Raw genomic sequence first — 20,680 nt, 5'->3', positions numbered from 1 at the left:
CATGGCGAAAGAAAGTCCGACCGAAGCCCAAGAGCGCATCGAGACGTTGAAGACGCTCCTCAACCGCTATAGTTACGAGTATTATGTACTGGATAAGCCCAGTATTTCAGATAAAGAATACGACCAGCAGTATCAAGAACTGGAAAAATTGGAAAAAACCCATCCTGAGCTGATCACCATGGACTCACCGACGCAGCGCATCGGCGGCACCATTCTGCCCGGCTTCAACAAAGTCCAGCACGATTCGCCGATGCTTAGTTTGGGGAATGCCTTCAATCAGGAGGAACTTCTGCAGTTCCATCAACGGATCAGCAAACTGACCGACCAACCCTTGCAGTACATGTGCGAGCTGAAGATCGACGGTTTGGCTGTGTCGTTGAAGTACGAAAACGGCTTGTTTATCCAAGGCGCGACGCGTGGGGACGGAACCACCGGCGAAGACATAACTCAGAACCTGCGGACAGTCAAAGCCATTCCGTTGCGTCTGAATGAACCGCTGACTTTCGAAGTCCGCGGGGAATGCTACATGCCGAAAGCTTCCTTTGTACAATTGAATGCGGACCGCGATGAGAAAGGCTTGGAGATTTTTGCGAATCCGCGCAACGCTGCTGCCGGCAGTCTGCGCCAACTGGATTCCAGCATTGCGGCCAGCCGCAACCTGAACATCTATCTTTACAGTGCCACCAATTTTGAACAATTGGCTGTGGAGACGCAGGATGCGCTGCTGAACCGATTGGCTCAGGTCGGTTTGCGGACCAATCCGGAACGCAGACTCTTCAATTCGATTGAAGAAGTCTGGGCATTCACAGAAGAGATTGCAGCGAAAAGAAAAGATTTGCCTTACGAAATCGACGGCATCGTCATCAAAGTCAATACCTTCGCTGCTCAAGAAGAAATCGGCTATACGGTTAAAGCGCCGCGATGGGCAATCGCCTACAAATTCAAAGCGGAAGAAGCCGAAACGATCGTGCGCGACATAGAGTGGACAGTGGGCCGTACCGGTGTCGTGACTCCGACTGCCGTAATGGATCCGGTATTTTTGGCCGGGTCCACCGTGCAGCGCGCCAGCCTGCATAACGTCGATCTCGTTCGCGAGAAGGATGTGCGCATCGGCGATACTGTCGTAATCCATAAGGCGGGTGACATCATCCCGGAAATCCAACATGTCCTTATCGACCGCAGAGGTCCGGAAAGTGAAACCTATGTCATTCCGGAAGCGTGCCCTGCCTGCGATAGCCACTTGGTGCATTTGGAGGATGAAGTAGCTTTGCGCTGCATCAATCCGAAGTGCCCTGCCCAAATCAAAGAGGGCCTTTCCCACTTCGTTTCGCGCAATGCGATGAACATCAGCGGTCTGGGTGTCCGCGTCGTCAGCCAAATGTTCGAAAAGGGTCTCGTCAAAGACGTAGCCGACCTGTATAAACTGACTGAAGAAGATCTTTACCAATTGGATAAAATCAAAGAAAAGTCTGCCCACAATATTGTGACCGCCATCGATCAGAGCCGGGGGAACTCATTTGAACGTCTGCTGTTCGGTTTGGGAATCCGCCATGTCGGATCGAAGGCTGCAGCCAGCCTAGCAGCGGAATTCGAAACCATCGAACGCCTGATGCAGGCGACAAAGGAAGAAATCATGGCCGTCGAAGGCATGGGTGACATCATCGCGGACAGCGTCGTGGCCTATTTCCAACTGCCTGAAGTGAAGGACCTGATCGAAGAATTCCGAGCGAACGGTGTGAATCTGACCTACCTGGGCAAGAAAAAGGCTGAGGTGGCCGCTGTAGATTCCATCTGGAACGGTAAAACAGTTGTATTGACGGGCAAACTGACACACTATAACCGAACCGAAGCGACGGAAATGATTGAAGCGCTCGGCGGAAAAGTGACAGGCAGTGTCTCCAAAAAAACCGACTTGATCGTCGCCGGAGAAGAAGCCGGCAGTAAATTGGCAAAAGCCCAATCTTTGGGCATCCCTGTCTGGACAGAAGAAGATATGGTGAAAAACTTGGAAAGAAGTGACAGCAGTGAATAAAGCGAAAAGCGTCATCCTTATGACTGTCTCCGGAGCAGCGATGTTCCTGTTGGCCAGTTGCGGACAGCTATCAGAGACGCAAACGACGGAGAATACAACCAATACCGGCCCTGAAAAAGTGACCGTCCAAACGACACAAAATCAGTTGTCGACCGATTATTACCCGGCCTTGATTGTGGACGGCAAGTACCAATTCAGCCAGAATCGTGGCGTCAGCCTTTCGCTGAACTCGACAGCCAACATCAAAGACTTTGAGGCGGATCTGTTGGATGTAGCAAAAAATATTTTCCCGACTGACCAATACTTTTTTCAGGAAGGCCAAGTCATCGATTACGATACGACAAGGTTGTGGTTGGGACGTTACAGCGACTCTAATCCGGACGGTTTGAATCCGACCGACAACGGTAGCACTGACGCGGCAACCAGAGAGCCGATTTATCTGGAGCAGATTTTGGAACAGGACTATATGATACAAAATGAGAATGGCTTCGAATTGGCCGGGATGGCCATCGGATTGGCTATGAATTCGGTCGACTATTACAAGGTGAACGATGTGCCGATGGAACAAGCCATTTCCCGCGATAAACTGGAAGAACAGGCAAAAGCCTATGCAAATACGATTATTACCCGTTTGCGCCAGACCGAGGGATTGGAAAGCATCCCGATTGTCATCGGCATATATGAGCAATCAGCACAGGACAGCCCGGTCGGCGGCTCTTATCTGTTCGAAGGCGTCTCCACGGAAGGGAATGCGATCGGCGAATGGATTACCCGCAATGAAAGCAAAGTGGTTTTCCCTTTGCAAAGCGGAACGCAGACGGAAGAATCTTCCAACTTTGACAACTTCAAAAATGAAGTGCAAAATTTCTTCCCGAATCTGAACGGTATCGTCGGTGAAGGCAAATACATCGATGGACAGTTGCTGTCGCTCGAGATCGACATCACGACGCAATTCTACGGGGAAACGGAAATCATCGCCTTCACCCAACACGTAACGGATGCGGCAGGGCGTTTCCTGCCCCAAAACATTCCCGTCGAAATCACGGTTGAATCGATCAACGGCATCGAATCGTTCCTGACTAGGGAAAACGACAGCCAGGGCTTCAGTTACCATATCTTCGATTAAGGCACAGTTTTCCTTAATCAGGGCTGAACGAACCCGTTCCGCTTTTTCTGTTTTCAGAAAGTGCTGGAAACGTGAGAAAACTCCCACAAACCGATGATTTTTATGCTAAAATGAACAGGTATGTAAAAAAACGATGACTACACAAAACGACAGAAAGAAGGGTATTACATGGCAATCACTGAAGAGCAAGTGCGTCACGTAGCAAAACTGGCCAAGCTGGAATTCGCTCCTCACGAAATAAAACATTTTACAGAACAATTGGGCGACATCATCGACATGGTGGAACAATTGGAAGCAGTCGATACAACGGATGTACCCGTGACTTCTCATGGCTATGCATTGAAGAATGTCATGCGTGAAGATGTAGCGGAACCAGGAACGGATCGCGACCTCTTATTCAAAAACGTCAAGACAGCCGAAGACGGCATGATCCAAGTGCCGGCAATTTTAGATAACGAGGTGGAAGGCGCATGAGTATTTTCAATGAAACGCTAACGAGCCTGCATGAAGGTTTAGTCAACAAAGAATTTTCTTCCGTGGAACTGACACAAGCAGCCTTCAAACGCATCGCTGAAACAGACGGAAAAGTGGAAGCATTCTTGGCTTTGAACGAAGAAGGAGCCTTGAAACAAGCGCAAGCTGCGGACGAAAAAGGCTACGCTGACGGCAATGTCCTGAACGGTATTCCTTTAGGGATCAAAGACAACATCGTTACTGAAGGCGTGACAACGACAGCCGCGAGCCGCATGTTGGGCGATTTTATGCCGATCTATGACGCAACAGTCGTCACGAAATTGAAGCAAGCCGGCGCCGTCAACGTCGGAAAACTGAACATGGACGAATTTGCCATGGGCGGAAGCACGGAAAACTCTTACTACAAAAAAACCAAAAATGCTTGGGACCTGACAAAAGTTCCCGGCGGTTCATCCGGTGGCTCTGCTGCTGCGGTTGCCAGCGGTGAAGTCGTCGCTTCATTGGGTTCCGACACAGGCGGAAGTATCCGTCAACCGGCCGCCTTCAACGGCATCGTCGGCATGAAACCGACATACGGCCGCGTATCCCGTTACGGCTTGATCGCTTTTGCGTCCAGCCTTGACCAAATCGGCCCGATGACACGCAACGTAACCGACAACGCTTTGTTGTTGGAAGCAATCAGCGGCTATGATGCCAAAGATTCGACAAGCATGAAGCTGGAAGTGCCTAAATTCAGCGCGAACCTGAACGGAAATGTCGCAGGCATGAAGATTGCTTTGCCGAAAGAATATTTCCAAGAGGGCGTATCCGCTGAAATCCAAGAGGCTGTAAGAAAAGCAGCTGCCCAATTCGAAGAAATGGGCGCTACCGTGGAAGAAGTCAGCATGCCGACTTTGGCATACGGAATCCCTGCTTACTACATCATCGCTTCTTCGGAAGCTTCATCCAACCTGCAACGTTTTGACGGTGTGCGTTATGGCTACCGCGCAGAAAATGTCAATTCATTGGATGAATTGTACATCAAGAGCCGTTCCCAAGGTTTCGGGATGGAAGTGAAACGCCGCATCATGTTGGGATCCTTCTCATTGAGCGCCGGTTTCTATGATGCTTACTTCAAGAAAGCTGGACAAGTCCGCACGCTGATCAAACGCGACTTTGCGAACATCTTCGCAGGCTATGATCTGATTCTGGGACCAACCACTACAACGACTGCTTTCGGAATCGGCGAAAAGAACGACGATCCATTGGCTATGTACATGGACGACTTGTTGACAGTAACGATCAACTTGGCGGGCGTTCCGGCCATTTCCGTTCCTGGCGGTTTCTCGGCTGACGGCATGCCAATCGGTATCCAATTGATCGGTAACTACTTCGAAGAAGCGAAGATCTATCAAGCCGCTTTTGCCTTGGAACAAGCAAACGACTATCTTGATCAACACCCAAACCTGTAGGAGGAAAACATTATGAATTATGAAACAGTCATCGGACTGGAAGTCCATGTGGAATTGAAAACTGAATCAAAAATGTTCTCCCCATCTCCAGCACACTTTGGGGCAGAACCGAACACAAACACAAACGTCATCGACTGGGGCTACCCGGGCGTCTTGCCTGTCATCAACAAAAGAGCTATCGAATTCTGCATGAAGGCTGCTTTGGCTTTGAACTGCGAAATCTCGACGGAAACGCACTTCGACCGCAAAAACTACTTCTACCCGGACAATCCGAAAGCTTACCAAATTTCCCAATTGGATAACCCAATCGGCCATGACGGCTGGGTCGAAATCGAAGTGGAAGGCATTAAGAAAAAAATCCGCATCGAACGCGTCCATCTTGAAGAAGATGCCGGCAAAAACATGCACGGATCGGACGGCTATTCCTATGTCGATTTGAACCGTCAAGGAACGCCATTGATCGAAATCGTATCAGAAGCGGATATGCGCTCCCCTGAAGAGGCGTATGCTTACCTGGATGCGGTTCGCCAAATCATCATGTACACAGACGTATCCGATGTGAAGATGGAAGAAGGCTCCATGCGTTGCGATGCCAACATCTCCATCCGCCCATTCGGCCAAGAAAAATTCGGCACGAAGACAGAATTGAAGAACCTGAACTCCTTCAACTTCGTCCGCAGAGGTTTGGCTCATGAAGAAAAACGCCAAGCGCAAGTATTGAACGCTGGCGGCGTCATCCAACAGGAAACACGCCGTTTCGATGAAACAAATGGCGAAACAATCCTGATGCGCGTCAAGGAAGGCGAAAGTGATTACCGTTACTTCCCTGAACCGGATCTGCCAGGCTTGACCGTTTCCCAGGAATGGATCGACCGTGTCAAAGCAAGCATTCCGGAAATGCCTGCAAAACGTCGCGAAAGATACATTTCGGAATACGACCTACCTGAGTACGATGCAATGGTATTGACACTTTCGAAAGAAATGTCCGACTTCTTCGAAGGCACTCTTGCTGCCGGTGCGGATGCCAAATTGGCTTCCAACTGGTTGATGGGTGAAGTATCAGCTTACCTGAACAGCGAAAAAGTGGAACTGGCCGACACCAAACTGACGCCAGCGAACCTTGCCGGCATGATCACCTTGATCGAAGACGGCACCATCAGCACGAAAATCGCCAAGAAAGTCTTCCGCCTGTTGGCAACAAAAGGCGGCGACGCAAAAGCAGTCGTCGAATCAGAAGGCCTGATCCAAATGAGCGATCCGTCGCAACTGTTGCCGATCATCAACGCCGTTTTGGACAACAGCCAACAATCCGTTGACGACTTCAAAGCCGGAAAAGACCGCGCCAAAGGCTTCCTAGTAGGCCAAATCATGAAACAAACCAAAGGCCAAGCCAACCCAGGCATGGTCAACCAACTACTAGCACAAGAACTAGAAAAAAGATAGAGCGTGATGAATCCCGCTTTAGGAATCGAGCACTAAGAGGAAAACCCCAACGCGACCCGGTTTTAGTCGCGATGGGGTTTTCAGCTTAGGCGGAGATTACTGGGATTCAGAACGCGTTTGCGTTGCACACATTCCAGCCAACTTCCTTCGGGAGGTTGGTTTTTTTCACTTCCAATCAAAATGGAGCTCGCCGGGAAATCGGCAAGAAATAGGCTTCGGATTCCCGGCGAGACAGTGTTCACCGGGAAATCGGGATACAAAATGCCCGCAATTCCCGGTGAGACAGTGTTCACCGGGAAATCGGGATGCGAAATGCCCGCAATTCCCGGCGAGACCAGCCACACCAGGAAATCGATCCTTTGTATCTGCTTGAGCTTCTGCGAAAAGTTTCCGGTTCAGTGCAAAACACAAAACAGGCTTTTTTTCTGAAATAATAAACTCTAAAAAAAATCGCAATAAACCTATCTTTTTCCAGTTCAACAATTAGTATTATTATGATTTAGGTGATATAATCATTAATTGAGTGGTTTGACAAGAAAAGATCAATTGTGACCTACATAACAGATGAGCCTAGAAAGATGAGGAAAAGAATGAGAGCAAGAGTAATTTACAATCCTACTTCCGGAAGAGAAATGCTGAAAAAAAGCATGATTGACATCCTTCAAATATTGGAAGAAGCAGGCTATGAGGCCAGTGCCTATGCCACGACACCAGAACCCCTTTCCGCAACAAAAGAAGCGGAACGTGCCGCTTTGGCCGGATTCGACCTGATTGTTGCAGCAGGCGGAGACGGTACCGTAAACGAAGTCGTCAACGGCATCGCCGGATTGGACCACAGACCGACAGTCGGCATCATACCTGCAGGGACCACAAATGACTATGCCCGTGCTTTGAAGATTCCGCGCTCGAACCTATTGGATGCAGCCCGCGTCATCGCTGACGGAAATGTCATCCCGATGGATATCGGTCAATCGAATGGCACTTATTTCATAAATATCGCAGCAGGCGGCTATCTGACGGATTTGACCTACGACGTCCCTGCGAAGCTGAAGACCATTTTTGGCTACCTTGCCTATCTGGTGAAAGGCGCCGAAAAAATCCCGCAGCTCAAACCGATGCACATGCGCATCGAGTATGAAGACGGCGTATACGACGGCATGGCTTCCATGTTTTTCGTAGCCTTGACCAACTCGGTAGGCGGCTTTGAGACGATCGATCCGAACATCGTTTTGGGGGATGGCAAGTTCACGCTTTTTGTCGTGAAGACAGCGAACATCTTCGAAATCCTGCAACTGTTGGCCCAAGTGTTGAACGGGGGCAGACATCTGGAAAATTCGAACGTCCTTTACACACATACCAGCTTTGTGAAAGCAGAATCCATGGATGGTTCGCGTTTGATGATCAACTTGGATGGTGAGTACGGCGGTGATGCACCGACTACATTCACGAACCACCAGCAGCACATCAAAATCATCGGCAACACTTCCGATTACGCTGATCCAATCGAAGAAGTCGATGAAGGCATTCTGGAAGGTGCCGGCACAGGCTTCATGAAGGAAGTTGAAACTTTGCACCCGGATGAAGTGAATGACAAACGTTTGCCATACGACGGCAAGAACTAAGGACTAAAAATAGAAAGAATGCCCGGTCTCTCGGTGTTATGACGAGAGCTATCGGGCATTTTTTGTTATACTGGAAAAAAGAAGCTTTCACACGAAAGGGGATCTGCCGTATGCCGAAAAAACAGAAGAGATTTTTGTCCTTATTATTTTTGAGCGGCCTGCTGATGCTGCTTGTGGCCTGCGGGAAAGAGGAGAGTTCACCTATCGTGGCTATCAACAATGAGACGGAATACGAAGAAGTGGTCGCGCAGGATGTGGCTTACCTCTATTTCGGCTTCGATAATTGCCCTTACTGCAAGGAATTCCGTCCGATACTGGAGGAAAAATTGACGGAAACTGGGCAGACCGCTTATTACTACAACACGAAAAAGCGCGTCAATGATGCCAACTATGACGAGGTGCTGGATACCTACGGCGTCCAGTTTGTTCCGCTCTTAATCAGGCTGGAGAATGGCAAAGCGGTCGGATCCGTCAATCTGGACACCGTAGCCGACTTGCCAGCGCTTTTAGCAGAAGAATAGCAGGCGAATCCGCCCGAGTTTGTCCAATAACTATAAAGAATCGGACAACCGGCAAGCGAGACCGCCCGAGTTAGTCCGATAATCAAAAAGAATGGGCTGCCCCCAAAAAACTGGAGCAGCCCATTCGTATTATTTCCAAACCAATTGCCAGGTGACGCCGAATTGGTCGGTCACCCAAGCTACCGCGCGTAATTCGCCGACCGCTTCAGGTCCCATCATCACAACGCCATCCGCGGATAACGAATCAAAGTAGTTGTCGAAGCTGGCTTCATCTTCGCAGTCCACGTAGAGGGAAACGGCCCAAGTCATATCCGGCAAGAAATCCTCTTCCATGTCCATCGCCATGACTTCCTGTCCATTCAAAACAAACTGCTCATTAATCACGCGGCCGCCTTCACCGTGTTCATCCTCATCGATTTTGGTGAGGGAGGTCACGCTGGAATTCGGGAAAATGGAAACATAAAAGTGCATCGCTGCTTCTGCAGTCCCCGGTAACGTCAAAAAGGGAATAATCCGTTGTCCGCTCATTTTGTCATCCTCGCTTTCTTCCTGTACCCGTCAGTAACTAGTCTATATACTTCTATTATACTGAATGCGAGCGAAACTTCCTATCGATAAGCCGCGCCGCATCAGGCGATATTATGAGAAAGTACTTATTTTTTCCAAACAAATGGGCTTGCTGTATCGAGTCGCCTTCTTTTTTGGTATAATGAACCGAATGAAAAATTATGAACTGAGGAGTACACATGAAAAAACAATATACGGTAGCACCGGTAATAAAAAATGAGAAGATGACTGTAACATTTGAGGACTTAACGTCAGAAGGTATGGGTGTCGCAAAAGTTGAGGGTTATCCATTATTTGTAGCGGATGGACTACCGGGTGAACGGGCCACCATCAAAGTGACGAAAGTCGGCAAATCTTTTGGATTCGCCCGCATTGAGGAAAGACTGAGCAGTTCTCCTGACCGTATTCCGACACGCGATGTTAAAGGAACACGCGTTGGTACGATGCCATTGCAGAATCTGCGTTACTCTGCCCAATTGGCTTTCAAAAAGAACAACGTCGAACAAGTGATGAAACGCATTGCCAAAATGCCTGAAGTCGAAGTCAAACCGACAATCGGAATGGAAAATCCATGGGGATACCGCAACAAAGCACAGATCCCAGTACGTCAAAAAGACGGAAAATTGGTTACCGGATTTTTCCGTACCAACACCCATGAACTGATCCCGATGGAAAACTTCCAGATCCAGGATCCAAAAATCGATGAAGCCATCGTAAAAGTCCGTGACATTCTGCAAGAATTCAATGTGAAAGCATACGACGAGAAGAAACATACCGGAAATATCCGTCACATCATGATCCGCCGCGGTTATTACACAGGCGAAATGATGGTAGTCCTGGTGACGCGTACGGCGAAACTGTTCCCGCAAAGTAAAATCATTCCAGCTATCTTGGAGGCTTTACCGGAAGTGGTCAGCATCGTCCAAAACGTGAACCCGAAACAAAACAATGTCATCCTGGGTGACGAAACCATCGTCCTGCACGGTGAAGACGTTTATCACGACAAACTGATGGGCCATACATTTGCCATCTCTTCGCGCTCATTCTATCAAGTGAACCCGATCCAAACGGAAAAACTTTATAAATTGGCAATCGAAGCTGCACAATTGACAGGCGAAGAAACCGTCATCGATGCTTATTGCGGAATCGGAACGATCTCCTTGTCATTGGCTGAAAAAGCGAAACACGTTTATGCGATGGAAGTCGTTCCCGATGCCGTGAAAATGGCCGAAATGAATGCAGCAGCAAACAACATCGAAAACATTACCTTCGAAACCGGCGCTGCCGAAGAAGTAATGCCGAAATGGGCTGCTGAAGGCGTCAAAGCAGATGTCTTGGTTGTCGATCCTCCACGCAAAGGCTTGGAACCGGCCTTCATCGAAGCTGCTTTGGAAATCGCTCCTAAGCGCATCGTCTACGTCAGCTGCAACCCAGCTACTATGGCACGCGATCTACAATTATTCCACGAAGGCGGCTACAGCGTAGGCAGCATCCAACCAGTGGATCTGTTCCCACAAACACTGCATGTGGAATCAGTCGTGGCGTTGACACGCAATAAATAAATAGAAAAAATTAGAAAGCCGCAAGGACTGTCATGAATGTGACGGGTCTTGCGGCTTTTTGTGCGTCCAAAAAGATGTCGCGCTTAGCGATGGCCATCCCAAGGGTCTATAATGATTGTGAAGGACCGAAATCGTTTATCAAAGCGGCTTTGGGCATAGCCCCTGATCGCATCGTGCAACCCAGCTACATTGGCACGCGACCTTCAGTTATTCCACGAAGGCGGATACAGCTTATGCAGCTTCCAGAGCCGATGGGCTTGTTCCCGCAGATACTGCACATTGAGACAGTAGTATTGATCTCTGCGGCTAAATTTTATTGCTTCCTATCGCCATCTGAGTGTATTGGGTGGTCATCTAAAGTCCAGGATGAAATAATAATGTGAGGTGACCTATGACAACTTATCAAAAAAATGTGCATAAAGAAATGAGTTTGCAAAAGATACTGTGCCTGATTTTTATTCCTTCTTCAATATTGACTGTTGTGTATATTGTCATAGGAGGTCTGAAGCCTGCCATTCCATCACTTTTACTTTTTTATATTTGTGCTACCTTCATTTTATTTCCATTTGAAATAGGTATAGTTTTAAATGCGAGTAAAAAAGAATACGGCAGGTATTCCTTAAGCAGTGCATTTACCAATTATAAGAAAATGAGTTGGTGGAAAATATTCCTATACGGATCTTTTTTGTTTGCTTTTGCAGGAATTATGTCTGTAACGGTAGCACCATTAGAAAACAGCTTGTTTGCTCCGATTTCAAATAAGCTTACACAAAGTATGCCTGTATATTTTGATTGGAATAATATTGAATCCTTTCAACAGTATCCAAGGGATATTTTGCTGTTGACCTGCGTCGGGTATTTTATTCTTAATGTTATCGTGGGTCCCATTGTAGAAGAACTGTTTTTTAGAGGCTTCCTTACTTCTAAAATAAGTAGATATGGCAATTTTGCACCGTTTATAATCACGATACTGTTTTCGTTATATCATTTTTGGCTTCCGTTCAACAACTTATTCAGAATTTCTATATTTTTTCCTGCTGCATGGATTGTATGGAAGAAGGAAAATATATACATATCCATTGTATTTCATTGTTTGTGTAATTTATTATCGACGGTTAGCTTTATTATTTCTGTGTATTCGGGTTAAGGTTATAAGCATCATACAAATATGATTAAGATGCCGTTTTATCTTCAACCCGATAGAAGACTTCCGCCTGAAGGAATGATCTGGTCTTAGCCCCATGAGTAGGTGGGAGATGAATAGGGAGGTTTTTTATGAGAAATATTGTGATAACGGGTAGTACTCGTGGCATTGGTTTTTCTATGGCAAACGAGTTTCTGCGTGCCGGGTGTAATGTTACGTTGTCCGGGAGAGGTGAAGCACTCACGGCAGCAATGCAAAGGGAACTGTCGCCGTTTGAGGGGAAGTACATCTATGTCTCATGCAATGTCCAAGAGAAAGCAAATCTGCAAAAACTTTGGGATGATTCTTTGGCACAATGGGGCGAGATAAATATATGGATCAATAACGCGGGGGAAAATACGCCTCACATATTTGCGTGGGAAACGGGCGAAACAGATACCGAAAATATTATCAAGACCAATCTTATTGGTATGATATACGGTTCACAGATTGCTGCAACGGGAATGCTAAAACAGGGGAAAGGCGCGATATATAGCATGGAGGGCCTTGGTTCAAACAACATGACCCAGAAAAAAACAATATTGTACGGCACTACCAAGCACGCATTAACGTATTTTATGAAAGGGATGGCCCTGGAACTGGAGGGTACGGATGTAATAGCAGGGAGGTTATCTCCGGGGATGGTGCTGACGGATTTTATCACAAAAATGCCTAACGGCCAGCAGTCTCAGGTCATCGCAGATGAGAAGTTCAGAAAGATATTCAATATATTGGCCGATAAACCGGGTACAGTCGCAACGTTTTTAATACCAAGAATACTCAGAAACACCAGGAATGACGCTCAAATCGCTTGGCTGACAAAAAGAAAGGCTACTTGGCGTTTTCTAACGGCCGGCTTTCGTAACAACAGGCTGATTTAAGGAACTACCCCCACTTCAACCGGAAATAAGGTACTGATTTGGATAGTGCTTTCCCTTTTGCTGGTTGATGAATCGATAGACTATTCTTTCCCATCAGGCCACACAACATCATAGGTTGCTACTAGAACGATAGTATTATCCCAGTGAAATTGTTGCAGGAAGAGTTTTTGGTTAATTAATGGGAACGCCGCATTTTTTTGGTCAATCCAAAGATTGCTACAAGGATTCAGACTGAAGAGGGACTAAAAAATGGGGAATTTGATACGTAAAGAATATAAACCCAAAAAGAAGAGGCGAGGACCGAAGTCCGAGCCTCTTCTTTTCCAGCTTGCCGTTCATTGAATTCCACTCTTGCCCCTCACTCCAGTATCTTCCAGAAAGAATCCTTGCGGATGATCTTTCCGCCAGCGAACTCGAGCAGATCAACCCCTCGCACCTCAAGCTGCTGCCCCGATTTAGTCGTACCCGTGAGAGTCCACTCCGATACTCCCAAATTGCCGCAGATCCAATGCTGATCCTTTCCGTAATGCACGTCCGGAATACCCTCGAATCGACTTGCCAGACCCGCTCTAACCTCCGTTTTTCCGACGTATCGATCACCTCGTGGCCGGGCGCCTCGTGGCATATAGAAGATGCAATCATCTGCGAAATAGCTCATGATGGAATCCAGGTCGTGACGATTGAATGCTTCCAGAAAGTCCTTCAATGTTTCAACGGTTACTTGCTCAGACATAAAATAACCTCCATGTATCATACTTTATTCGGAAGAGCCGGATAGCTATTGATCTGCAAGATTGAATAAGTGCCACCGTACGCTCCTTATTTCAGTCATGAGTTAGGTGGCACGGTCTTTCATACGGTTTTATCTTTGATATGTATCTGTATCAAGACGTATAATAATAAACAGAGGGGATGAACTTTTTTGTGAATGCCCTAATTAAATTATACGTTCCAAATTTCCATCAAGCAAATTGCAGATTTGAGAATAGAATTTGATAGCTTATGTGCGACATTTTCAAAGGGGATATTTAAACTGCATACGACCTGAAAGTGTTTTTTTCTTTTTTTGGTAGATCTAAAAGGGGGCAGATACAATGGAAAAGCGAAAATTCAAGTGGCGTCCTTTGCTGATTTCCTTACCTATTCTATTCTTCACCAGCTTTGGAGATCAGGCGGGAACTTTTTATACGTTGCAAATCCAGATATTCCTCATTTTGCTTATCAGCATACTATTGGGATTCAAAAAAAGAGCATCTGATTTTATGCTGGAGAATCCAGTATCAACAATGCTTTTTGTTTCTGGAATTCTAAATGTATTCGCGGCCCCGGGGACAATCGCAACAAATTTGCTGGCGTCAGATCCATTGGCTTTACTGGGGTCATTCTCTTTAAAGTTGCTGGTTTACGCAGTCTTCAGCCTTTTTAAAATTTTCACCGGAATTTACAAGGATTTGGACGAGGAGAACAATCCGAAAAAGGATAAAACGAAGAAATTTATATCGAACTTTGCGGTCATTGCTGTTTCCTATTTCGCGAATATCGGATTATATATTTTGATAAACAAAGGAGTAAGAATGGTAGTTACATCCGATTTCGATCTTTCGGCAACGGATCCGTCGTTGAGAGGAACCTTTGAGGATTTGAACATGTGGGGAAATTGGCACTATCAAGCCGATGTCTTCATGTTTGTAGGACTGATTTTCATTGCGTTGGCATTTGTTTCCATTCCGGTATATAAACTAGTTGTCGGTTATAGGAGTAAAACATGAAAAATATTCAATTTTCAATTGAAATAAATGCGGCTAAAGAAAGAGTGTGGGCAACGCTTTGGGATGATGCAACATTCCGTGACTGGGCAAGTATTATTGATGAAGGGACATACATGAAGGGAATCATGAAAGAGGGAAATGAAATCCAGTTCCTATCATCCATAAATGGTTACGGTGTGACCAGTCTGGTAGCGAAATTTAATTCGAATGAGTATGTATTATTCAGGCACAGTATGGACACGAAAGAAAATGGGCGGCACGAACGCGAAAAAGAGTGGACCGGGGGCACTGAGAGTTATTCTCTTTCCGAAAAAAATGGCGTAACCACATTAATTGTCAAAACCGATGTTCCCGAAGAACAAGAAGAGACATTCAGTATCCGGATTCCAGAAGCACTGGAGCGCATAAAAACGCTGGCGGAAAAAATAGGATAAACTCCGAAATCAACAATTAAAATAGAGTCGATTATATTGTGCACAGTTTGTCGGATGGATAAATAGTTCCTCTGATAGTATTGATGATGAAAGGAGGTCGTTTGATGGATTCTTTGAGCACTATGAATAATGCGTTAGCATACATTGAAGAGCATTTAACGGAGGAAATTGATTACAGGGAAGTGTCTAAAATTGCTTATTGTTCAGAATATCATTTCAAGCGGATGTTTTCCTTTTTGTCAGGAATCAGTTTATCGGAATATATTCGAAGAAGAAGGCTGACGCTGGCTGCGCTTGAGTTGAAGGATAATGATTTTAGAATAATCGATGCTGCAGTCAAATACGGGTATAAATCAGCTGATTCTTTCTCCCGTGCCTTCCATTCTATCCATGGCATTCTCCCTTCTGAAGCAAGAAGTGAGAACACTCAGCTAAAAGCATATCCGAGGTTGACCTTTCAATTATCAATCAGAGGAGGCAGTGAAATGAATTATCGCATTGTTGAAAAAGAATCCTTTACGCTGGTCGGATTCAAGAAGAGAGTTCCAATTGTTTTTGAAGGTGTCAATCCAGAGATTGAAAAAATAACGGCACTATTGACCACTGAGGTTATTCAACAACTTAAATCTCTCTCAAATGTAGAACCAACAGGGATTATCAGTGCTTCTGCTAATTTTTCAGAGGGAAGAATGGAAGAGAAAGGGGAGCTGGATCATTACCTCGGAGTAGCAACCACAAGTAATGAAACCGCAGAATTTGATGTGTTGGAAATTGCAGCCGGCAGCTGGGCAGTGTTCGAGGCGATTGGGCCATTCCCGGAAACACTTCAAAATGTGTGGGGCAGGATATACTCGGAGTGGTTCCCGGCTTCAGGATATGAGGCGGTTGAAGGTCCTGAAATTTTGTGGAATGAGAGCCCCGACACTGGCAATCAGAAGTATAGAAGCGAAATTTGGATTCCAGTAAAGAAGACAGACTATTAAGCATATCAATGATTACGATCAAGGGCACGCTAAATTGGAGTGGCCTTTTCGCAACTCCCAAGCCATATTGAAAGCATGGAGACATTGATACGCAATAAATGAAAAAAGCAGAAATCCGTAAGGACTGTCATGAATGGTGACCGTTCTTGCGGTTTTTTGCGCACTAATATAGACTGTAGCTATATGGGATTCGCTGAAGTTGGATATAGTATAAGCAATATCCTACCAACATCCCGAGTGAGCAGAATCGTTGTCAAAAAAGATAGAGCGTCATGCAGAAATACCTTTGATAGAAGTACAGGGGAGGAACATAGATGGGGCATTTTGGTTTTTCTTACGTTGGACTTGTCTTTATGATGATGCTGATTGTTCCCAATCTGATATGGACAAAGTATCAGCCCAGAGGATATGACTTTAAGGATGAAAATAAAGTACTGCTTGTTTTTGAAAGAGTCGGACAAGTTGTTGTTACTGGCGCAGCCCTTGTGTTTTCCGACTTCAATATTCAAGGGTGGTCGGTTTGGAGTTTCTGGCTGATTGCGGCATTTGTTCTCATGATTCTGTATGAATGCTGGTGGATACGCTATTTCAAAAGCAACAGGACGTGGAAGGACTTTTATAGTAGTTTTTATGGGATACCCGTCGCAGCTGCGACATTGCCGGTTGTTGCCTTCTTTTTTCTGGGATTATACGGAAGAGTGATCTGGCTGATGGTTTCCGTCATCATTTTCGGTATAGGTCATATTGGAATCCATTTGCAACATCGCAGAGAAATGCACTCGTGAATCCGATGTGAAAATCTGGAAGAGAGGGGAACCAATGAAAAACGAACTCAGCAAGAAGGAAACAAGGCATTTGTGGATTTTCTTTGCAGCGACAATTCTGTGGACATGGATAGTCGGGATGATACCGGTAATGCTTGGCATCAATAACACAACAATGGGTGATTATCTGTTTGTTTTCACCGCCGGCATTGCACCTTCTTGCGTCGGGATCATTATGGTTTTGAAAACGTATACGAAAGAAGCACGCAGAGATTATTTTGAGCGGTTTATACCGACATGGCTTGGAGCCTGGTTCGTACTCCTATACTTGACCTTATTTGTTTCGCTCATGACTGGCGCACTAAGTTTAGCTTTAGGCGAATATCCGGATTTTGAAACGCTCAAGAGCTTCATACAAAAACCGCTATCGGTACTAAGCTTCCTATTTTTTATGTACCTTTACGGACCATCCAATGAAGAATTTGGTTGGCGCGGTTATGCCCTCGACAAAATGCTGGTAAAGTATGGTTTTGTAAAAGGTTCTCTGATCCTCGGTTTTATATGGGGTATTTGGCACCTTCCGTGGATATTTTATGCTACCCAGTGGCAGAGTCAAGCTTTTGCACTGTCGCCGCTTTGGTTTGCTGTATTCATCCTGCAATGTATGCTGTCGAGCTTGATTATTTCAATCGGATACATCATTTCCAAACGCAATTATTTTACTGCAGCAACCCTACACGGCATTGGCAATGCATCACTGGGTTTGATCTACACAGTGGTTTCACTAGCAGGCAGTAACTTGGCACAGTGGGTCATCATTGCTCTGGGCTTGATGTTTGGTGCAGTGACACTTGGGGTTTTTGGCAAGCAATTTAATGCGAGAGTAGAGCGGGAAATTCAGGAAATATGCTTAAATAAAGAAAAACAGGGCATGACCGAAGTGTACAGAGATCAGTAAAGAGCTGATGCAGATGACAGGCGGAAGTGAATTTTTGTTCCATAATGAAGTTATCAAGCCGTGTGAACCAAAGTAAGATACCATAAATTGATAAATAAGTGAGGTGCGGTGGTGGTCGGGAAAACGAAATGTATACTCAAAATTCTTTTTGTGGGCGTGATGACAACCTTTTCTAGGATAATTGGACAGCTGTTGATTCCGCCTGGAGAACAGTCGGTTTTGCCCCCAAGTGTGTTTGTGATCAACGGTACGATGCCGATAGCTTTTTCTGTGTATGGTGTCATTGCCTATTCATTGATAGCAGCGATGTTTTTGCTGGTGTACAATCAGTTGTCGGGGAGCAGGGTAGTGCAAGGACTTAAATTTAGTGTTGCCTGCAGTCTGATTTGGATTGTGTATCTGCTCGAGCCGTTGCCGCACGCCGCACCGCTTGACAGAATCACGTATCCCCTGGCTGATACTTTTTCTCTGCTGGTCATGGGTGCTTTGGTAGGAGTCATGCTTGGAAGAAACGAGGCAAAAAAGAATAGTAAAGTACCATGGAACAGCAGTCTTCCGGCGATTGTTGCCATTACGGTGCTGTTTATTATCGGGCGGCTGATTCAGTACTATGTATTGGATATTTATTCGTCCTTTGCGGAAAAAACTTTGGAAACCATTATTTGGTGCGCAGTGACGGGACTTACCACTGCCTGTGTTTTGGCTTGGTTCAACAAATATGTTCAGCAGCGCAACAGGACCACAAATGCGCTGATTGTTGGAGGCATGTTGTTTGGCCTGAATCTGTTTCTGTTTAACTTCTTCATGCCGCTCGTGTTTGATGCTGATATGATTGACTTATTGTTAAGGACGTTTGTTGATATAGCGGCGGTTACGGTTGGTTGCCTATTTTTCAGTGTGAAAAAATTTGAAGTTAAGCCCAGGGCAAGTTGAACTGATGCCGCCGTTGACAATCCGCCCCTGAAAAATTATAATCAAATGATATTAACAAAATAGATAACCCTCTTTTTGCCACCGGGTAAAGAGTTCAAGGTGTTCAGAAACATTCCGTTAGGTCTTGGAAGGAATGTTTTCGGGACACCTTTTTTATTTTGGAAGGAGACAGCAGCATGGAAAAATCACTATTGAAGGATTTTTCGAAGTACGTCAGCCTGAATATTTTGGGCATGATCGGCGTATCGTTCTACATTTTGGCCGACACCTACTATATAGCCAAGGCATTGGGGGCCACCGGGATTGCGGCACTGAATTTCGCCATCCCGGTCTTTAGCATCATCCACGGCATCGGTTTGATGATCGGTATCGGCGGGGCAGCCCGTTTCGGTATCTTGAAATCTCAAAACAAACACAAAGAAGCCGAAGCGGTTTTCGCAGGAGCGCTTAAGCTAGGCACACTGGCAGGCCTGCTGGTCGCTGTTCTCGGACTGTTCGGTTCAAGGGCATTGTCATCGGTTTTGGGTGCCGATGCGGTCACATTGCCTTTGACACATGCCTACATGGCAACGATTATGGTGTTTGCGCCATTTTTCATCCTGAACAATACGGTTCTGGCTTTCGTCCGCAACGACAACAATCCCAGACTAGCCATGCTGGCGATGCTTGGCGGAAGTGTTTCGAATGTGATCCTGGACTACATTTTTCTGTTCCCGTTTAAAATGGGGATGTTCGGTGCCGCCTTTGCGACGAGCATTGCGCCGATTATCAGTTTGGGTATCCTCTCGATCCACTTCGCAAGAAAGAAATCCTGGCCTGCTATTTTGAAGTACAAGCTGACGCGTCCGGCAATCAAGGACATCCTCAATCTGGGATCTTCCACTTTCGTCATGGAAGTGTCCTCGGCGGTCGTGCTGACGACCTTCAACCTGTTGATTTTGGGGCTCGAGGGAAACAAAGGGGTTGCCGCCTACGGGATTGTCGCAAACATTGCCTTTGTCGCGGTCGCAATCTTTACCGGGCTGGGTCAAGGTGTGCAGCCGCTCATCAGCAAGTATTATGGGTTGAAGGACCGCAAGACGGTCCGGCGCGTGAACCGCTATGCATTGCTGACGGCAGGTTTCATCGCTGCCTTGATTTACCTAGGGACCTTCTTCAACTCGGAAGCGCTGATCGGTCTGTTCAACAACGAAAAAGATCCGGTGATACTAAAGTTGGCTGACAGCGGAATGAAAATCTATTTTCTTGGATTTTTCTTTGTCGGAATCAATATCGTGACGGCGATGATCCTCAGCGCAACCGAAAAGGCACGAGCCGCCTTTGTCCTTTCGATTCTGAGGGGACTGGCAGTAATTGTGCCGATGGCGATCCTATTAAGTAGCCTCTGGGGAATGACGGGCATTTGGTCAGCGTTTGTGCTTTCCGAGCTGATCGTTGCCGGATTTGCGCTCTATTTAGCGAACGCCACCGAAAAAGGAGCTGTTGCATATGGAAGCACTGACTGAAGCAGATAAAGCTGAATCACTGAAATCCTTCCAGTCGACCATCCGCAAATCCGAAAATGCATTGAGCAGCATGACCGACAAAGGCGCCAACACGACATTGGTGGCGAAACGGCTCCAGGCTCTCCGCATCGGCTTGGCTGTGCTGGAACAAGTTTGGGATGAAAAGCCCCATCCTTTCACCCAAGAAGACTTGGCGGACGCCCGCATCTTGCTTGCTGGCTTGCTTCCCTCGATTGAAGGCATCTATGCCAAGTCGAAACCGGGCAGTCCCCAGAAAACCCTTCTGGAAAGAAGAATTAAGTCATTGGAACTGGCTATTCAGACGATGGATGACAGCACAGATAAAGATTTCAGCTAATAAAATTTTCATAGAAAAAAATCCTCGAACAGTGTTTCGAGGATTTTTTTTGATATTCGCAAAAGTTCGCAAAACAAAAGATATGTGCGATAATCGTTACAAAGCTAAAGATAT

The 20,680-nt window shown here is 46.2% G+C and carries 20 protein-coding genes; 18 read left to right on the top strand and 2 right to left on the bottom strand.

Annotated elements, in window-relative coordinates; genetic code table 11:
• Position 1: 1 nt before the first annotated feature.
• From ligA to C7R73_RS04155, 7 genes are all read left to right on the top strand, one after another.
• Positions 2–2,032 carry an NAD-dependent DNA ligase LigA gene (gene ligA, locus C7R73_RS04190; RefSeq protein ID WP_106449273.1) on the top strand — a complete coding sequence of 677 codons (2,031 nt, stop codon included), beginning with the start codon at positions 2–4 and terminating at the stop codon, positions 2,030–2,032.
• Complete coding sequence (locus C7R73_RS04185; protein WP_106449272.1) at positions 2,025–3,158, top strand: CamS family sex pheromone protein; 1,134 nt, start codon at positions 2,025–2,027, stop codon at positions 3,156–3,158. The genes ligA and C7R73_RS04185 overlap by 8 nt, the downstream gene beginning before the upstream one ends.
• A gap of 168 nt (positions 3,159–3,326) precedes the next feature.
• Positions 3,327–3,632 (top strand): Asp-tRNA(Asn)/Glu-tRNA(Gln) amidotransferase subunit GatC, encoded by a 306-nt coding sequence (gene gatC / locus C7R73_RS04180; RefSeq protein WP_068620989.1) that lies wholly within the window; start codon positions 3,327–3,329, stop codon positions 3,630–3,632.
• On the top strand, positions 3,629–5,083 hold the full coding sequence (gatA, locus tag C7R73_RS04175) for an Asp-tRNA(Asn)/Glu-tRNA(Gln) amidotransferase subunit GatA (RefSeq protein ID WP_106449271.1): 1,455 nt from the start codon (positions 3,629–3,631) through the stop codon (positions 5,081–5,083). The genes gatC and gatA overlap by 4 nt, the downstream gene beginning before the upstream one ends.
• A gap of 12 nt (positions 5,084–5,095) precedes the next feature.
• Positions 5,096–6,526 (top strand): Asp-tRNA(Asn)/Glu-tRNA(Gln) amidotransferase subunit GatB, encoded by a 1,431-nt coding sequence (gene gatB / locus C7R73_RS04170; RefSeq protein WP_106449270.1) that lies wholly within the window; start codon positions 5,096–5,098, stop codon positions 6,524–6,526.
• Positions 6,527–7,116: 590 nt separating this feature from the next.
• Complete coding sequence (locus C7R73_RS04160) at positions 7,117–8,148, top strand: diacylglycerol kinase (protein ID WP_106449268.1); 1,032 nt, start codon at positions 7,117–7,119, stop codon at positions 8,146–8,148.
• 110 nt (positions 8,149–8,258) lie between these two features.
• Entirely contained in the window at positions 8,259–8,669 is a 411-nt protein-coding gene (locus C7R73_RS04155; protein WP_106449267.1) for a thioredoxin family protein, read from the top strand.
• A 129-nt stretch (positions 8,670–8,798) separates the two neighbouring features.
• Here C7R73_RS04155 and C7R73_RS04150 read toward each other — a convergent pair whose 3' ends face one another.
• Positions 8,799–9,197 (bottom strand): VOC family protein, encoded by a 399-nt coding sequence (locus C7R73_RS04150; protein ID WP_106449266.1) that lies wholly within the window; start codon positions 9,195–9,197, stop codon positions 8,799–8,801.
• A 218-nt stretch (positions 9,198–9,415) separates the two neighbouring features.
• Here C7R73_RS04150 and rlmD point away from each other — a divergent pair, with 218 nt between their 5' ends.
• From rlmD to C7R73_RS04130, 3 genes are all read left to right on the top strand, one after another.
• On the top strand, positions 9,416–10,798 hold the full coding sequence (rlmD, locus tag C7R73_RS04145) for a 23S rRNA (uracil(1939)-C(5))-methyltransferase RlmD (protein ID WP_106449265.1): 1,383 nt from the start codon (positions 9,416–9,418) through the stop codon (positions 10,796–10,798).
• A gap of 391 nt (positions 10,799–11,189) precedes the next feature.
• Positions 11,190–11,945, top strand: a complete 756-nt coding sequence (locus C7R73_RS04135) for a CPBP family intramembrane glutamic endopeptidase (protein ID WP_106449263.1) — start codon at positions 11,190–11,192, stop codon at positions 11,943–11,945.
• A gap of 128 nt (positions 11,946–12,073) precedes the next feature.
• Positions 12,074–12,862 (top strand): SDR family NAD(P)-dependent oxidoreductase, encoded by a 789-nt coding sequence (locus tag C7R73_RS04130; RefSeq protein ID WP_106449262.1) that lies wholly within the window; start codon positions 12,074–12,076, stop codon positions 12,860–12,862.
• Between the two features lie 358 nt (positions 12,863–13,220).
• On the opposite strand, the gene C7R73_RS04125 is transcribed toward C7R73_RS04130, so the two are convergent.
• Positions 13,221–13,595, bottom strand: a complete 375-nt coding sequence (locus C7R73_RS04125) for a nuclear transport factor 2 family protein (RefSeq protein ID WP_106449261.1) — start codon at positions 13,593–13,595, stop codon at positions 13,221–13,223.
• 361 nt (positions 13,596–13,956) lie between these two features.
• Between C7R73_RS04125 and C7R73_RS04120 the strand changes: the two genes are divergently transcribed.
• From C7R73_RS04120 to C7R73_RS04085, 8 genes are all read left to right on the top strand, one after another.
• The gene (locus C7R73_RS04120) at positions 13,957–14,631 is read left to right on the top strand and encodes a hypothetical protein (RefSeq protein WP_106449260.1); all 675 of its coding nucleotides are present in this window, start codon (positions 13,957–13,959) and stop codon (positions 14,629–14,631) included.
• Entirely contained in the window at positions 14,628–15,065 is a 438-nt protein-coding gene (locus C7R73_RS04115) for an SRPBCC family protein (RefSeq protein WP_106449259.1), read from the top strand. The genes C7R73_RS04120 and C7R73_RS04115 overlap by 4 nt, the downstream gene beginning before the upstream one ends.
• Before the next feature lie 104 nt (positions 15,066–15,169).
• Positions 15,170–16,048: an AraC family transcriptional regulator gene (locus C7R73_RS04110; RefSeq protein WP_106449258.1), complete on the top strand. Its 879-nt coding sequence runs from the start codon at positions 15,170–15,172 to the stop codon at positions 16,046–16,048.
• A gap of 314 nt (positions 16,049–16,362) precedes the next feature.
• Positions 16,363–16,833, top strand: coding sequence for a hypothetical protein (locus tag C7R73_RS04105; RefSeq protein WP_106449257.1), 471 nt, complete (start codon positions 16,363–16,365; stop codon positions 16,831–16,833).
• 34 nt (positions 16,834–16,867) lie between these two features.
• Positions 16,868–17,770 (top strand): type II CAAX endopeptidase family protein, encoded by a 903-nt coding sequence (locus C7R73_RS04100; RefSeq protein WP_106449256.1) that lies wholly within the window; start codon positions 16,868–16,870, stop codon positions 17,768–17,770.
• A 111-nt stretch (positions 17,771–17,881) separates the two neighbouring features.
• A complete protein-coding gene (locus C7R73_RS04095; protein WP_106449255.1) occupies positions 17,882–18,703 on the top strand; it encodes a hypothetical protein in 822 nt (273 codons plus the stop codon).
• A gap of 176 nt (positions 18,704–18,879) precedes the next feature.
• Complete coding sequence (locus C7R73_RS04090) at positions 18,880–20,208, top strand: MATE family efflux transporter (RefSeq protein ID WP_106449254.1); 1,329 nt, start codon at positions 18,880–18,882, stop codon at positions 20,206–20,208.
• Complete coding sequence (locus C7R73_RS04085) at positions 20,192–20,566, top strand: hypothetical protein (protein WP_106449253.1); 375 nt, start codon at positions 20,192–20,194, stop codon at positions 20,564–20,566. Before C7R73_RS04090 ends, C7R73_RS04085 begins: the two co-directional genes overlap by 17 nt.
• Positions 20,567–20,680 lie beyond the last annotated feature (114 nt).

It is taken from the genome of Trichococcus alkaliphilus, assembly GCF_003008695.1.
Taxonomy (GTDB): domain Bacteria; phylum Bacillota; class Bacilli; order Lactobacillales; family Aerococcaceae; genus Trichococcus; species Trichococcus alkaliphilus.
The sequence above is the reverse complement of the archived record's forward strand: the minus strand, read 5'-3'. Positions and strand labels throughout refer to the sequence as shown.

Excerpts from the sequence above, each read along its gene's own strand:
- C7R73_RS04160 (WP_106449268.1), top strand. The coding sequence starts at position 7,117 with ATGAGAGCAAGAGTAATTTACAATCCTACTTCCGGAAGAGAAATGCTG.
- C7R73_RS04110 (WP_106449258.1), top strand. The coding sequence starts at position 15,170 with ATGGATTCTTTGAGCACTATGAATAATGCGTTAGCATACATTGAAGAG.
- gatB (WP_106449270.1), top strand. The coding sequence starts at position 5,096 with ATGAATTATGAAACAGTCATCGGACTGGAAGTCCATGTGGAATTGAAA.
- gatA (WP_106449271.1), top strand. The coding sequence starts at position 3,629 with ATGAGTATTTTCAATGAAACGCTAACGAGCCTGCATGAAGGTTTAGTC.
- C7R73_RS04150 (WP_106449266.1), bottom strand. The coding sequence starts at position 9,197 with ATGAGCGGACAACGGATTATTCCCTTTTTGACGTTACCGGGGACTGCA.
- C7R73_RS04105 (WP_106449257.1), top strand. The coding sequence starts at position 16,363 with ATGGGGCATTTTGGTTTTTCTTACGTTGGACTTGTCTTTATGATGATG.
- C7R73_RS04120 (WP_106449260.1), top strand. The coding sequence starts at position 13,957 with ATGGAAAAGCGAAAATTCAAGTGGCGTCCTTTGCTGATTTCCTTACCT.
- C7R73_RS04100 (WP_106449256.1), top strand. The coding sequence starts at position 16,868 with ATGAAAAACGAACTCAGCAAGAAGGAAACAAGGCATTTGTGGATTTTC.
- C7R73_RS04115 (WP_106449259.1), top strand. The coding sequence starts at position 14,628 with ATGAAAAATATTCAATTTTCAATTGAAATAAATGCGGCTAAAGAAAGA.
- C7R73_RS04155 (WP_106449267.1), top strand. The coding sequence starts at position 8,259 with ATGCCGAAAAAACAGAAGAGATTTTTGTCCTTATTATTTTTGAGCGGC.
- C7R73_RS04130 (WP_106449262.1), top strand. The coding sequence starts at position 12,074 with ATGAGAAATATTGTGATAACGGGTAGTACTCGTGGCATTGGTTTTTCT.
- C7R73_RS04125 (WP_106449261.1), bottom strand. The coding sequence starts at position 13,595 with ATGTCTGAGCAAGTAACCGTTGAAACATTGAAGGACTTTCTGGAAGCA.
- C7R73_RS04085 (WP_106449253.1), top strand. The coding sequence starts at position 20,192 with ATGGAAGCACTGACTGAAGCAGATAAAGCTGAATCACTGAAATCCTTC.
- C7R73_RS04135 (WP_106449263.1), top strand. The coding sequence starts at position 11,190 with ATGACAACTTATCAAAAAAATGTGCATAAAGAAATGAGTTTGCAAAAG.
- rlmD (WP_106449265.1), top strand. The coding sequence starts at position 9,416 with ATGAAAAAACAATATACGGTAGCACCGGTAATAAAAAATGAGAAGATG.
- ligA (WP_106449273.1), top strand. The coding sequence starts at position 2 with ATGGCGAAAGAAAGTCCGACCGAAGCCCAAGAGCGCATCGAGACGTTG.
- gatC (WP_068620989.1), top strand. The coding sequence starts at position 3,327 with ATGGCAATCACTGAAGAGCAAGTGCGTCACGTAGCAAAACTGGCCAAG.
- C7R73_RS04090 (WP_106449254.1), top strand. The coding sequence starts at position 18,880 with ATGGAAAAATCACTATTGAAGGATTTTTCGAAGTACGTCAGCCTGAAT.